13 protein-coding genes are annotated in these 14,406 nt (G+C 63.2%); 10 read left to right on the plus strand and 3 right to left on the minus strand.

Features of this window, described 5'->3' with window-relative positions:
- Nucleotides 1–3: 3 nt before the first annotated feature.
- The 4 genes from ACPWR9_RS11960 to ACPWR9_RS11975 all read left to right on the plus strand — a co-directional run bounded on the left by ACPWR9_RS11960 (nt 4) and on the right by ACPWR9_RS11975 (nt 5,029).
- Entirely contained in the window at nt 4–1,308 is a 1,305-nt protein-coding gene (locus ACPWR9_RS11960) for an efflux RND transporter periplasmic adaptor subunit (protein WP_426296735.1), read from the plus strand.
- A gap of 89 nt (nt 1,309–1,397) precedes the next feature.
- Nucleotides 1,398–2,837, plus strand: coding sequence for an efflux transporter outer membrane subunit (locus tag ACPWR9_RS11965; RefSeq protein ID WP_426297935.1), 1,440 nt, complete (start codon nt 1,398–1,400; stop codon nt 2,835–2,837).
- A gap of 9 nt (nt 2,838–2,846) precedes the next feature.
- Nucleotides 2,847–3,521, plus strand: coding sequence for a heavy metal response regulator transcription factor (locus ACPWR9_RS11970; RefSeq protein ID WP_039375692.1), 675 nt, complete (start codon nt 2,847–2,849; stop codon nt 3,519–3,521).
- Nucleotides 3,522–3,550: 29 nt separating this feature from the next.
- Nucleotides 3,551–5,029 (plus strand): heavy metal sensor histidine kinase, encoded by a 1,479-nt coding sequence (locus ACPWR9_RS11975; RefSeq protein ID WP_426297933.1) that lies wholly within the window; start codon nt 3,551–3,553, stop codon nt 5,027–5,029.
- On the opposite strand, the gene ACPWR9_RS11980 is transcribed toward ACPWR9_RS11975, so the two are convergent.
- Both ACPWR9_RS11980 and ACPWR9_RS11985 read right to left on the minus strand, forming a co-directional pair.
- Nucleotides 5,000–5,602: a hypothetical protein gene (locus tag ACPWR9_RS11980; protein WP_426296734.1), complete on the minus strand. Its 603-nt coding sequence runs from the start codon at nt 5,600–5,602 to the stop codon at nt 5,000–5,002. The two genes, ACPWR9_RS11975 and ACPWR9_RS11980, sit on opposite strands and share 30 nt — an antisense overlap.
- Before the next feature lie 106 nt (nt 5,603–5,708).
- Nucleotides 5,709–6,326: a hypothetical protein gene (locus ACPWR9_RS11985; protein WP_426296733.1), complete on the minus strand. Its 618-nt coding sequence runs from the start codon at nt 6,324–6,326 to the stop codon at nt 5,709–5,711.
- A 665-nt stretch (nt 6,327–6,991) separates the two neighbouring features.
- Here ACPWR9_RS11985 and ACPWR9_RS11990 point away from each other — a divergent pair.
- From ACPWR9_RS11990 to ACPWR9_RS12015, 6 genes are all read left to right on the plus strand, one after another.
- The gene (locus ACPWR9_RS11990; RefSeq protein ID WP_426335080.1) at nt 6,992–7,708 is read left to right on the plus strand and encodes a DUF2092 domain-containing protein; all 717 of its coding nucleotides are present in this window, start codon (nt 6,992–6,994) and stop codon (nt 7,706–7,708) included.
- A gap of 876 nt (nt 7,709–8,584) precedes the next feature.
- On the plus strand, nt 8,585–8,992 hold the full coding sequence (gene arfB, locus ACPWR9_RS11995) for an alternative ribosome rescue aminoacyl-tRNA hydrolase ArfB (protein ID WP_426296731.1): 408 nt from the start codon (nt 8,585–8,587) through the stop codon (nt 8,990–8,992).
- Nucleotides 8,993–9,115: 123 nt separating this feature from the next.
- On the plus strand, nt 9,116–9,448 hold the full coding sequence (locus ACPWR9_RS12000; protein ID WP_426296730.1) for a helix-turn-helix domain-containing protein: 333 nt from the start codon (nt 9,116–9,118) through the stop codon (nt 9,446–9,448).
- Nucleotides 9,445–10,740 (plus strand): type II toxin-antitoxin system HipA family toxin, encoded by a 1,296-nt coding sequence (locus tag ACPWR9_RS12005; RefSeq protein ID WP_426296729.1) that lies wholly within the window; start codon nt 9,445–9,447, stop codon nt 10,738–10,740. The genes ACPWR9_RS12000 and ACPWR9_RS12005 overlap by 4 nt, the downstream gene beginning before the upstream one ends.
- A gap of 95 nt (nt 10,741–10,835) precedes the next feature.
- Nucleotides 10,836–11,477 (plus strand): DUF2239 family protein, encoded by a 642-nt coding sequence (locus tag ACPWR9_RS12010; protein ID WP_426296728.1) that lies wholly within the window; start codon nt 10,836–10,838, stop codon nt 11,475–11,477.
- A gap of 137 nt (nt 11,478–11,614) precedes the next feature.
- The gene (locus ACPWR9_RS12015; protein WP_426296727.1) at nt 11,615–13,048 is read left to right on the plus strand and encodes an MATE family efflux transporter; all 1,434 of its coding nucleotides are present in this window, start codon (nt 11,615–11,617) and stop codon (nt 13,046–13,048) included.
- Here ACPWR9_RS12015 and ACPWR9_RS12020 read toward each other — a convergent pair.
- Nucleotides 12,946–14,160 (minus strand): MFS transporter, encoded by a 1,215-nt coding sequence (locus tag ACPWR9_RS12020; protein ID WP_426296726.1) that lies wholly within the window; start codon nt 14,158–14,160, stop codon nt 12,946–12,948. The two genes, ACPWR9_RS12015 and ACPWR9_RS12020, sit on opposite strands and share 103 nt — an antisense overlap.
- Nucleotides 14,161–14,406 lie beyond the last annotated feature (246 nt).

The following is a 14,406-nucleotide window of genomic DNA, read 5'->3' on the forward strand; positions in this document are numbered from 1 at the left end:
GACATGACCGAGAAACATCACGCCGAACTGGCCCTCCCCGAGCACGACCCGGCCGACGGACGGCAACTGCCGCCGCGCAAAGGCGAATTCCGCCGCGCCAAGATCGCGCTGATCGTCGTGGCCGTGCTGCTCATCGCCGGTGCGGCCCGCACCACCGTGTCCAACGCCCTGCAACGGCGCGACGTCGCCAATGTGACCACCGAAAACGCCAAACAGTATGTGAGCTTCGTCACGCCGGAGACGACCTCGGCCAGCGAAACCCTGCTGCCCGCCACGCTGCGCGGTGCCGTCGAGTCGCCGATCTACGCCCGCGCCACCGGTTACCTGCTGCGCCGTTACGTCGATATCGGTGCGCGCGTGAAGCAAGGCCAGTTGCTTGCCGATCTCGACACGCCGGAAATCGATCAGGAACTCGCGCAGGCCATCGCCCAGCGCAATCAAATCAATGCGAGCCTCGGGCTGGCCAAGTCGTCGCTGGATCGTTGGCAGCAACTGCGTCAGCGCGACGCCGTCTCGCAGCAAGAACTCGACGAGCGTCAAAGCACTTACACGCAAGGCATCGCCAATCTGGCCGCCGCCGACGCTAACGTGAAGCGCCTGCAACAGCTCGAATCGTTCAAACGTATCGTCGCGCCATTCGATGGCGTGATTACACAGCGTAATGTCGACGTAGGCGACCTGATCGACGCCGGTAGCGGCACCAGTCGCGCCCTGTTCTCGCTCGCGCAGACCGATCCGCTGCGTGTCTACGTGCAGGTGCCGCAGGCTTATGCGCAAGGCGTGGCCGTCGGCCAGCCGGTCGTGGTGACGCAAGCTGAACTGCCCGGTGAACACTTCCAAGGGAAGATCACGCACGTGTCCGGCGCCATCGACGTGGCAACGCGCTCGCTGCAAATCGAAGCGTCGCTGCCCAACCCGGACGGCAAGCTGCGTCCCGGCGCCTATGTGCAATTGGCGCTGCCGAGCGCGGCGCGTGCGCATCTGAGCGTGCCGTCCAACGCGCTGCTGTTCCGTGCAGAAGGCCCGCGCGTGGCCGTGGTGGACGATCAGGGCGTGGTGCATCTGCATAAGATCGTGATTGCACAGGATCTGGGGCAATCGCTGGAACTGGCCGATGGCGTCTCGCCGACGGACCGCGTCATCATCAACCCGAGCGACTCGATCGACGACGGTGACCATGTGCAAGCCAAGGCGCTGGTGACCAAAGCGGCTCCGAGCGGTAAAGCGGGTGCAAAGCCCGATACTAAGCCCGATAGCAAGCCGGAAGACGACGCGAACAACGGTCGTGCGCAAGGAGCGCAATCGTGAGCGGGAGCGTACGCGCCGGTTCGACTGCTGGTGGGCCAGTTGGCGCCCTTCGCCGTGTATCGCACGCCGCAAGTGCCCGCCGCTTCCGGCTGGGTGCCGTGGTCGTGGGTGCCGCCGCGCTGCTGAGTGCCTGCGCGGTCGGGCCGGACTACCAACGCCCCGAAGTCTCGACACCGCCCGACTGGAAAACCGATAGCTACTGGCGGCTGGCCCAGCCGTCGCATGCGCCGTTGCAGCCCGATTGGTGGACGTCGTTCCATGAGCCCGCACTCGACGACCTCGAGAAGCAGGCACTGGCACAGAGCCAGACGCTGGCGGCCGCCGTCGCGCATTACGAACAGGCACAAGCCACGCTGGCCGGTACGTCGGCGCAGCGCATTCCCGAAGTCGATGCGTCGTTCGGACTGGCACGCCAGCGCATTTCGGCCAACCGCCCGCTCACGAGCTACTCGTCGTCGATGATGTCGACCGTGCAGAACAACGTGCAGCTCGGCCTCGGCGTGAACTACGACACCGACCTGTTCGGGCGCATCCGCCGTCAGGTCGAAGGCGCACAAGCCTCTGCCGAACAGGCGGGCGACGACCTCGCCAACGCACGACTGGTACTGACCACCCAGCTCGCTACGGCCTACTTCCAGTTGCGTGCGCTCGACGCCGAGATCAAGGTGCTCGACGAATCGGTCACATTGCAGCAAAAGGCGCTCGATTACGTGAGCGCCCAGCACGATCTCGGGGCTGTGTCCGGTCTGGATGTGCTGCAACAACAATCGGAACTCGATACCACGCGCGTGCAGGCCAAACTGCTGCATCAGCAGCGCGATCAGTACGAGCATGCGATTGCTGCGCTCGTCGGTGTGCCCGCCCCGGCCTTTTCGGTACCAGCAGGCACGCTGACCGATACGCTCCCCGCTATTCCGCTGGGCGTGCCGAGCGACGTGCTGCAACGACGCCCCGACATTGCTTCAGCCGAGCGGGCCATGGCCGCAGCCAACGCGCAGATCGGCGTGGCAAAAGCCGCGTTCTTCCCAAGCCTGATGCTCAACCCGTCGATTGGCTGGCAAGCCACCGACTTTGCCAACCTGCTCTCCGCGCCCAGCCTGCTGTGGACGCTGGGCACGGCGGCCTCGCAAGTCATCTTCGACGGCGGACGCCGCCGCGCCGGTGTGGATTACGCCAGCGCCGGTTATCGCGCGGTCGAAGCGAATTACCGACAGACAGTGCTCACCGCCTTCCAGCAAGTGCAGGACGGCGTGACCGGGCTGTCGGTACTCGACGGCGCAGCGCGCGAGTCTCATGCGGCGGTGGTCGATGCCCAGCGCCTGCTGAGTCTCGCCAACGACCGCTACTCGGGAGGCTTGACCGCTTACCTGAGCGTGATTACCGCACAGCAGGGTCTGCTCGCGAGTGAGCGTCAGGACGTACAAATTCGTGGTCAGCAACTGGTGTTATCGGTCGCGTTGGTCAAGGCATTGGGCGGCGGATGGCTGCCGTCGGATCTCGCCACTGACTCGTATAATGCGCAAAGGTGAGGTGACGACATGAAAGTACTGATCGTTGAAGACGAACATAAGGTAGTGGACTATCTGCGCTCCGGGCTAACCGAGCAAGGCTGGGTGGTCGACGTGGCGCTCGATGGCGAAGAAGGCACGCACCTGGCGCTGGAGTTCGACTACGACGTGATCGTGCTCGATGTCATGCTCCCCAAGCGCGACGGCTTTGCGGTGCTCGGCTCGCTGCGCGAGCGCAAGTCGACGCCGGTCATCATGCTGACCGCCCGCGATCATGTGAACGACCGCGTGCGTGGCCTGCGCGAAGGGGCCGACGACTATCTCACCAAGCCCTTCTCGTTTATCGAATTGGTCGAGCGCTTGCACGCACTCGCGCGCCGTACCCGTGTGCAGGAATCGACACTGATCTCGGTCGGCGACCTCTACGTGGACCTGATCGGCCGCCGCGCCACACGCGATGGTCAACGCCTCGATCTCACCGCCAAGGAATTTCAACTGCTCTCGGTGCTCGCACGCCGTCAGGGCGACATTCTGTCGAAGACCGCCATCACCGAACTGGTCTGGGACGTCAATTTCGACAGTCACACGAACGTCGTGGAGACGGCCATCAAACGTCTGCGCGCCAAACTCGACGGGCCGTTCCACACCAAGCTGCTGCACACCGTGCGCGGCATGGGCTACGTGCTGGAGGTGCGCGAGGCGTAAGCCGAGCGCAACAAGGCCGCGCCGCCATGATGAAACATTCGATCTCCCGCCGACTCGCCGCGATGTTCGCGGTGGTCGCGCTATCGGTGTTCGCGCTGGTGGGCACGGCGCTCTATATGATGCTGCGCGTGCAGTTGGAGCGGCACTTGCGCGAGTCGCTCGATGATCGCGCGCAGATCGCCCACATCATCGTCTATCACGGTGGCACGCCCGAGAAGTGGCAGATCGTGCGCGAGAAGCTCAGCGATATGACGCCGCGCGACGGCACGACGACCTATGCCGTGTCGAGCGACGACCCGCGTTTCACGTTCGGCACGCCGGTCGGCGGCATGTTCGTCAAACGCTTATCGAACGGCTACGTGCGCTTGCAACCCGATGGCGGCGGCGACGACATGCTGACCACGCGCGAAATTCTGCCGCCGTATGGCTCGCGCCCGGCGGTCACGCTTCAGGTGGCCGCCAGCTACTCCCCTAACGAGCGCACGCTGCGTGCCTTTGGGCTTGGCCTCGCCGCGCTGTCGGCGCTCGGCGCCCTTGGCGTGCTGTTGCTCAGTTATTCCGTGACGCGGCTCGGGCTGTCACCGCTCACGCGACTCACGCGTGAAGCGTCGCAAATCAGCCCGGACAATCGCTCCCAGCGGCTCGACACCACCTCGCTACCCGTCGAACTCGACGATCTCGCGCATTCGTTCAATGGCGCCCTCGCCCGGCTCGACGGCGCCTACGAGCGGCTGGAATCGTTTAACGCCGACGTCGCGCACGAACTGCGCACGCCGGTGACCATCCTGATCGGTCAGACCGAAGTGGCACTCACGCGTGACCGGCCGGTGGAGGATTTGCGTGCGCTGCTGCAATCGAATCTGGAAGAACTGGGCCGCATGCGCACGATCATCAACGACATGCTGTTCCTGTCGCGAGCCGATCAAGGCGAGCGCGCGACGGGCCTCATGGGCGTATCGATTGCGAGCGAAGCCGCACACACGCTGGAGTTTTTAGAAATTCCGCTGGAAGAAGCGCAAGTCACGGCGCGGCTGCATGGCAGCGCCTTTGCGCATGTGAACAAAGCACTTGTCGGGCGCGCCGTCGCCAATCTGGTGATGAACGCCATCGAGCATTGCACGCCCGGCGCCACCATCGACGTACGGATTTCGCAACCGGCACAGCCTGCCCACGATGCCGATCAGGTACGGATCGAAGTCGCCAATCCGGGGCAGCCAATTCCACCGGAAGTGCTTCGTCATTTGTTCGATCGCTTTTACCGCGCCGAACCGTCGCGCACTAACAGCCGCGAGAATCACGGGCTTGGGCTGGCGATCGTGAAAGCCATCGCCGAAATGCATGGCGGCACCGTGTGGGCACACAGTGCAGGCGGTCTCAATACGTTTGGATTTTCGGTGTCACGGGGGCCATCGGCACCTGCCGAGCCGTTGAGTACTGGCGGCCCGGCAGGTTCGGCGAACGCTGGCGCTCCAGATGCCTTACCGACCGTGGTTGCCCGCGTGCGGTAAATGCGCTGCGTGCGATACGTGTGACGCAAGCGACTGGGGCGTGAACCCAGTCAGCGTTTCTCCCAGCGCTTCGCGCGCATAGGCGGCTGCCACGGTCATCTGGGCGAGCCTCGCCCGCAATTCCAGATTTTCCCGCTCGAGATGTTGCACGCGCCGCATGGCGTCGGCCACTTCGACGCTAGCGTGCCCCGTCGGCATATGCCCGTCGGGTAACGCGTCGAGCAGCGTCATGGCTCGCGCCAGATTCTGCTCGAGCTGTTGCGCCCAGAGGGCATGCGCATTCGCCGGCTGGGACGCGTGCGACTGCGCCATCGGCATTTCATAGACCGCGCGAGCGCGAACGATCGCCTTCTGCACCGTACCTGCACTCGGGCGACGGGCGACACCGGCCAGCCCCATCAGCTTCAGATACGTTTGCGCACCATAGATGCGATGCGCGGCGCGCCAGGCGTCGTGCAGGAAGGCATCGAGAAACGCGGGGTTGTTATGCGGGTTTGCCGTATCCGCATCGCGGGCGGCAGCGAGCAATGCGGCGTATGTCGCATCGTCGAACTTCAGAGCGGACCGTGCCATGACGACCTCCAGTCGTGGACGCTTGCCGTTTGGGGGGCTCGATCACCGGTGCGTTAAGGGTGGTGCACCGGTGATCGAAGTTCAAACCGACTGTCCGCCGCTTGCCTTACGGCTTAGGTGCCGGCGGCGGGGGCGGCGGGGCCCACTTGCGTTTGGCGTCCGGGTCTTGTGTCACAGCAACGGCCACGGCTTCTGTGTAATCCACGTTGACTGAATCGCCGACCTTCACGCCGTTGAGCAACGACGGATCTTGCACGGCGATATCGACGACGCGCTTCGGTCCGCGCAGGGTGATGACGTTCGCGGCGCGGTCGATCTTCTGCACTGTTGCGACAACCTTGATATTGCGCGACGCATCGGCGGCCGGACGATTGCCCGGCGTAGCGCGGTTGGCGTCGTCGGTCACGACACTGCTACGAATGCCGTTGCCCGGTGCGACCGAAATGGCAATGGCGCGCTCGTAGGCCACCACAATCTTGTCGCCCTTGCGCATCTGCTCGAAGTTTCTGACTTCGGGGCCGACCACAAAGGTCACCGGCTTGCCGTGATCGTCCGCGACTTGAATGGTGCGGTTCTTGGCGTCGACGCCAAGCAGCGTGGTACGGAATTCGACGATGCCGCCGCGCACGATCGGTGCGGGTGGCGCAGCGCTTTGCGTTTGTGCATAGGCAGCCTGCCCCAGTGACAACAGGCCGGCCAGAATCATCGCTTGCGTGAGCTTCATGGTGTGTCCTTTTTGTTATCGTCGAATGAGAATCCAACACGTGAATTCTGCAAATAGTTAATTATCCGAAACAATTTTCAGGTGCCAGGTAGCGCGTACCTATTACTGAATGTTTCCCGGCGATAGTAACAAAATAATTCATTCCCGCAAGATATTTTTGTTTTGCATACCAAATGCCAAGGAACGTTCGATTATTAAAATTACGCTCGGCCGCGCAACCCGCATCCTGTCAAGATCCAGCAAGCCTTTAGGTAAGCAAATTCCACTGAATTCTTTTGATGCCGATCAATAGTTCATTCCTGCCGATTCAACAATTTCCACCCAACCATTCACCGTATCAGAAACAACTTGTTACAAATACACCCATCTACGTTATGCAATTCTTAATCCATTTGGATGATGCGTTTCGCCTTGACAGTTTGCATTCCGAATCACTAACCTAGTTCCTCCTCTCACGCTGACTCGCAGCGTTGTGCACGTTGTTGTCGTCCCGTTCAAACCATCGCTTGGAATGAGGTCACACAGTGCCATCTATGTCTCTCCGACGTTCGCCTACGCATTTCCTCATCCGTTCACTGACATGCGGCATCGCCGCTGTCGCGCTCGCATCGCCTGCCGTACTCGCGCAAGCGCCCGCTTCGGACAGCACACTTCCGGTGCAAGGCATGCCCGAGAAGCAACAAGGCGCTGTCGATGCATTGACGCAAATGAGCCGCTATCTAAGAACCTTGCAGCGATTTCGCGTTGAAGGGGACACGGTCACCGATGCCGTGTTAAGCACGGGCCAAAACGTGGGATTCCTACATCACACGGACATGTCCGTGCAGCGCCCTAATAAGGTGCGTGCCGTGGTAGTCGGACAAGCGCGCAATCGCGGCTTTGTTTACGACGGCAAAACCTTCACGCTCTACGACGAAACACAAGGCAAGCGTTTTTACAGTCAGGTCGCGGCACCGCCAACCATCGACGCGCTGGTGAAAGATATCGACCAGAAATACGGCATCGGGCTGCCGCTGGCCGATCTGTTTTATTGGGGCATGGATCCGGATGATGTTGCCGGGCTTCGGTCTGCTGTATTCATCGGGCTCGATCGCGTGAATGGCGAGTGGTGCAATCACTACGCGTATCAGCAACCCGACGTGGATTGGGAGTTATGGATTCGGACGGGGTCGCGGCCACTGCCTTGCCGCTTCGTCATTACCGATACGTCGCAGCCGTCGCGACCGACGCATGCGGTCAATTACCGCTGGGATCTCAACCCGAAATTCGCGGCGGGGACGTTCACCTATCAAGTGCCTGCCGGTGCGCAGCGTGTCGAGATGCGCCCGCCCGGGCCGCCGCAAGACGCGCTTCCCGGTCAACCCGCGGGAGGTCAGCAATGATGCGCGCGACTTCCCAACCCTCATCGGCAACGCGATGGGCGTGCCTCGCGGTCGCCGCCACGTTTGCGGTTGCCTCGACCCAAAGCTTCGGTTTTGGCTTCCGCGGTGGTGCACGCACCAGTCTGCATGGCGGCGGTTTTAGCGGAGGCGGCATGGCGCACGGCGCTGGCCCCAACGCTGGCGCAGGTGGCATGCAACGAGGCGGCGGCCCGGGAGGCAACACCCCGATGCACGCCGATGGCGGCCAATCCGGTGGACCGCCCCACGGCGGCGGTCAACCGCCCGGCCCGGGACCGAACCCCTCGCCGCAACCCGGGCCGGGGCCAGGTCCCCATCCGCCAGGTCCGGGTCCGGGGCCAGGTCCAGGTCCAGGTCCAGGGCCAGGTCCAGGTCCAGGGCCAGGTCCAGGGCCGGGGCCGCATCCGCCGCCACCTCCTCCGGGTCCCGGACCGGGGCCGGGGCCGCATCCGCCCCCGCCGCCGCCGCCTCCTCCGCCACCCCCACCACCCTATTGGGGCTGGGGCGGCGGCTGGTATGACCCGGTCGCGGCAGCGGTCACCATCGGCGTTTCTGCCGCCATCATCGGTTCAACGGTGGCAACGATTCCGCCCAGTTGTGTGAGCACTATCGTCGGCAACGTGGCCTATCAGCATTGCGGCTCGACTTGGTATCAGCCCGTGTATTCGGGCACGACCGTACAGTTCGTGGTGGTCGCGCCGCCGCATTAATCTCGCTTGCCCGTTCGCAAGCGCCCGTTTCCAGCGGCATGGCATCCCAACATGCCATGCCGCTGGAGCGGGGCTCGATCTCTCCAGCCTCGCCGCTAACACGACTGCCCGCTTGTGAGCCACATGACCGGGACGTTATGCTTACCGCATGAACCGTCGCACTCTCATTGCCCCCGAAGACGTCGAACTCACCGCCATGCGCGCTCAAGGCGCCGGTGGTCAGAACGTCAATAAAGTCTCCAGCGCCATCCATCTCCGCTTCGACGTCATGCGCTCGTCGCTCCCCGATGAGGTCAAAGCCCGTCTGCTATCCCGCCTCGATCACCGCATCACGCAAGACGGGGTGATCGTTATCAAGGCCCAACAACACCGCTCGCAGGAACTCAATCGTGCCGACGCGCTGGAACGCTTGCAGGCGCTCGTCGACGCTGCCGCCGTCCCGCCACGCCGCAGAATCCCCACCCGTCCCACACTGGGCAGCCAACTCCGGCGTCGAGATGCCAAACAAGTTCGCTCGCGCGTAAAAGCCTCACGCGGCAAATTTCACGACGAGTAACCCCCCAAAAAGCTAACATTGATTAGCTTTTTCACAAATAAGATTGCTTACATTATCTTTTTTGGCAAGATGCGGGATGTGCTGCTAAGATAAAGCATCATTTCTTAGAAAAAGCATATCAAGATGAGCTTTCTTGACACTCTCATCACGGCTCGCAAAGACGCTGGGCTCACCCAATCCGAGCTCGGTGAGCGCGCGGGCCTGTCTCGCATGACCGTCCAGAAGGCGGAGTCCGGGGCGCTGGATCCGCGGATGTCCACCGTATTGGAGATGGCACGCGCCCTCGGCCTCGAACCGATGCTCGTCCCCGCGAGCCTGCGTCAGGAAGTCGAAGCGTTTCTGCGCTCCGGCGGCAAGTATCTGGCACAGCCCAGTGGCGTAGCAGCGCCGCCGTCCATCGTCGAAACCCTCGCCTCCGCGACACCCCACACGCGCGTGCCGCCTTCCCGCTCATGAACATCAAGTACCTGCGTGCCTATCTGCACATGCCCGACGGCAGTCGCCGTCCGGTCGGCTATCTGTCGCAATACGGCGATATTTTGCGCATGTCGTTCGATGAGGAATACATCGCCGACGCGCGACGTCCCACCCTATCGCTCGCCTACCGCGGCGCCAATGAAAATGCCACCCGCGACATTCTCACGTCGCCCCAAGACGCCCGTCTGGTGCGCACCGATGGCCGCTGGCCTGTCTATTTCGAGAATTTGCTGCCGGAAGGACACAACCGCGAGCGACTAGCCGCCGAGCGGCGTTGCAGCCCGGACGATGAATTCGAATTGCTCGCCGCGGCCGGCCACGACCTGATGGGCGCCCTCGAAGTCGAACCGGTACCGCCACGCGAAGGCGTGCCAGACGTCGTGCATCGCTGGCACACGGCACTCGGCCTCGAAATGATCGAGCCCGGCTTTGTCGACACGCCGGTCGAAGATGCTGCCTCGCTGCCCGGTGTAGTGACCAAATTCTCGGCCGTGCGTGACGGACGGCGTTACGTCGTCAAGCGTCAAGGCCGGGCCGGGTCCGTCATCCTGAAGCTCCCGACGACTCGCCACCCCGATCTGGTCGAGAACGAATTCACGGGTTATCGCCTGTGCGAAGCGCTGGGCCTCGATTGCGCCAAGGCCGAGATCATCTCGCGCCGCGACGCCGACCTGCCGGAGCAAGTGCCGTTCGAACATATTCTCGCGGTGCCCCGTTTCGACCGGCTACCCGACGGACGGCGCGTGCATATGGAAGAGTTCGCGCAAGTGCTTCAATACCCGCCGCGCAGCAAATACGGGCGCGGGCTAGACATCGACTACAGCACGATGCTGCGCGTGCTCGATCAGCTCTCGGCGCAGCCGGTGCAAGACGTGCGGGAATTCATGCGCCGTCTAATCGCCTTCATCCTGCTAGGCAATACCGATGCGCACCTCAAGAACTGGGCGCTGACCTACCCCGATGCCCATACGCCGCAGTTGGCGCCGGTCTACGACCCGGTATGCGTCGCGGCGTTTTTCCACGACGTGCCCGCGTCGCATTACGGCGTGAACCGTGCCATCGACAAGACGCTGCGGGCATTCGACTGGCCTGCCCTCGAAGCGCTCCTCAAGGGCGCCGGACTCTTACGCGTCGGCCGCATGATGACGATTGCCCGCGAAACGGTTGCTGAGGCACAGGCCGCCTGGCCCAAGCTGCTCGACGATGCCCCCGGCGCCGTGCGTGCCACCGTCCTTGAACGGCTTTCGGGCGGCGTAGCCCTGACGGCCTGATCCACAGCACGCCAAAATTATTACCCGGGTAATATTGCAAAACCAATAACACCCGGGTAATATTCGCCGGTATTGACTCATACCGGAGACACCTCGTGCCCGCCACCCCCGCTTTTGCCCCCGCCTATACCGTCTTTCGCGGCATGCGCCGCATTGCCACTGGCTCGCTCGCCGACGCTGCCATTGCGTTCCAACAAGCCTCGCTCGTCGACGCGCACCTACCCGTCCTGATCTTCGACGACCTCACCGGTGACACGCGCGACGTGGATGTCCGAGGGACTGCCGCCGATATCCGTGAACGCTACCGGCCCGTCGCCGTACCGGTCGTGGCTGCCGATGCGCCAGTAGACGTTGTCGACGCCCCCGAAGCGCCGACCAAGAGCCGTGGTCGTCCGAAGCTCGGCGTCGTCGCGCGTGAAGTCACACTGCTCCCACGTCATTGGGACTGGTTGGCCGATCAACCCGGTGGCGCTTCCGTCGCGTTGCGCAAGCTGGTCGACGAAGCTCGCCGCAAGTTCGCCAATCGCGATCTCACGCGACGTGCCCAGGAGCGCGCGTATCGCTTCATGTCGACCATCGCTGGCGATCTTCCTCAGTTCGAAGAAGCATCGCGTGCGCTGTTCGCCAATGACTTCGACGCCCTCGACACGCGTATCGCCGAATGGCCGGAAGACGTGCGTGAGTATCTGAAGCGTCTGTCGTCCACCGACGATCTCGTCGCGCTCATGAACGAGTAACTCACCGGGCGCCGCTGCGGCATACGTCGCGCGGCCACGCCCCGACACCCTTTTCATTCCCGCTCACCGGTCGGACCGCCGCACCGGAGGGCCCCCCTTTGCCCGGAATTTCCCGGCAAGTTTGCCTTGAGACAACCATGACTAACGAAATCAAAGCACCCCCACCCACTCCGCCACGCCCGTTGTGGCGCACGTGGCTGCTGATCGCCGTCCCGATGATGCTGACCAACGCGTTGCAATCGATCGCGGGCACCGTCGACGGCATTTACCTCGGGCACTTGATCGGTACACAAGCCATTGCTGCCGTGTCTGCGTTCTTCCCCGTATTCTTCTTCCTGTTGGCGATCGTCATCGGCCTATCGGCGGGTGCCACAGTGATGATCGGGCAAGCGTGGGGCGCACGCGATCTCGTGCGCGTTCGAAATATCGCAGCGACGGCGCTCGTGATGATGCTCGTCGCTGGCGTCGTGACCAGCGTGCTAGGCGGCTGGCTTGCCGCACCGCTCATGCGCGCCCTCGGTACGCCACTGGCAGTGATCGACGACGCCACGCGTTATGCCCGATGGATGCTCATCGGCATGCCGATCGTGTATTTGCTTTGGCTGACGACGTCGATGAGTCGCGGCACGGGCGACGCCGTCTCGCCGCTGTTCACGCTGCTGATCGCAACCGTGCTGGCCGTGTGTCTCACACCGGCATTCATTTACGGATGGGGACCGTTGCCGAAGCTAGGCGTGGCCAGCGCCGCCGCGTCGACCCTGCTCGCGTTCTCCGTCGCCCTGATCTGGATGGTGATGTACTGGCGCCGCAAAGCGCATGCGCTGGCGCCCGGTGCGGGTCTGTGGCGTAACGTGCAATTTCGGCCTGACCTTGCGCGAGGGATCCTGCGCATCGGTGTGCCTGCCGCCATGCAAATGCTGACGATGGCCATCGCAGAAATCGCGTTGCTCGGTATGGTGAATCGCCACGGCGCGAACGCGACCGCTGCTTACGGCGCCGTCACGCAAGTGATGAGCTGGTTGCAATTGCCCATCATGACGTTCGGCATTACGGCGTCGATCTTGTGCGCCCATGCCATCGGCGCAGGCCGCAGCGAGCGCATCGATGCCATCGTGCGTACGGGCTTCCTATGTAATTTGGGGATGACAGGCATGTTGACGGGGTTGGTCTGCCTAGCGGCACCGCTCATCATGCGCGGCTTCCTGACCGACCCTGAAGTGCTGGCGCTCGCGACGCATCTGCTTTACGTCACGGCGTGGAGCGTGCCGGTGATGGGGTTGACCGCCATCGTGACTGGCGCGATGCGCGCGGGCGGCAAGGTGTGGGTGCCGATGTTGCTGGGGGTGATCGGGCTGCTCGGCATCGAAGTGCCGGCTGCCCTGATCTTCGAGCGGATCGCCGGATTGACCGGCATCTGGTGGGCTTATCCGCTCGCCTTCTTCGCGACGTTCGTGATGCAGGGGTTGTGTTATCGAGCCTTCCGGCGCGCGTCCTGGCGTGCCCAGAAGAACATGAGCATGCCTGCGCAAGACAGCAAGGCACCGACCCAGCCGGTCGAAGTCCAGCCGTAACCCGCGGAAATCGCCACGCCACCGAGCCATGCGCCGGCGGCGTTGGCCATATTGAAGGCGGAGTGATTGAGCGCCGCCGCCAGTGTTTGCGCCTCGCCCGCCACGTCCATCAACCGAATCTGCAACGCCGGGCCGATGATGATGATCGTGCCGATGGCCAGCACATTGACCCCGGCGAGCCACGGGCTGGCGGCGGTAAACGTGAACGCCCCGAGCAGCAATGCCGACCAGACGAGCGTGCCGCCGATGGCGCGCATCAGCGACGTCGCACCGACAAGGCGCGGCCCGATGATCGTGCCGCCGACCATCCCGATACCGAACAGCGCGAGGTAGAACGGCACCCAACCTTCGGGCACGCCAGCCACTTGCATCAGCGTCGGCTTGATATAGCTGAACACGGCGAACATGCCGCCAAAGCCGATGGCACCGATCCCCAGCGTGAGCCAGACCTGCGAGCTACGCAGCGCCGCCAACTCACGTAGCGGGCTGGCGCCCTTCGGAGCCGGGACATTAGGCACCCAGCGCCAAACCAGGATCGCCGTGAGCGTGCCGATCGCGCCCACGAGCACGAAGGCCGCACGCCATCCCAGCCATTGGCCAAGCCCGGCGGCAAGCGGCACACCAAAGAGTGTCGCCAGCGTAAGACCGAGCATTACTTGCCCAACGGCGTGCACACGGCGGTGCGGAGGCACCAGCGACGCGCCGACCAACGCGGCCACACCGAAGTAGGTGCCGTGCGGCAGGCCGCTCAAGAAGCGCAGGCCGATCAGCGAGAGATAGCCCGGCGCCATCGCGCTCGCGAAATTGCCGATCGCGAACATCGCCATCAGGGCAATGAGGAACGCACGGCGCGGCAAGCGCACGCCAAGCACGGCAAGCAGCGGCGCACCGATGACCACGCCCAGCGCATAAGTACTGATGGCATGACCGGCTTGCGGAATGGTGATGTTCAGACCACGGGCGACATCGGGCAGCAGGCCCATGATGACAAACTCGCCCGTCCCGATCGCAAAACCGCCCATCGCGAGTGCGACGAACGAAAGCCAGACGGGAATGGACGACGGGGGCAGCGCTTCGGCTGCATCGACGGAAAGGACTTGGGGGGAACTCATAGCGGCCGATTTTACGTCAATCCGCCCAACGTTGCTGGGCGTGCGCTGCAATGCAGCAACCCCAAAACTTCATCAAACAGGGCAATTTCCGCCATATTTCCCCGATTTGCCTTGCAATGCAAAATGACGCATCGAGGTCAGCACCGGCCGCACAAAAAAAGACCGGCCCATGGGGCCGGAAAAGTACGATGGCTCACTGGCTGCGGGGGCCGGAACCATCGTATTGGGGGACAGCGCTTCCTCTGT

Origin of the sequence: Pandoraea pneumonica, assembly GCF_049918595.1 — a bacterium.
Classification (GTDB): Bacteria; Pseudomonadota; Gammaproteobacteria; order Burkholderiales; family Burkholderiaceae; genus Pandoraea; species Pandoraea pneumonica_A.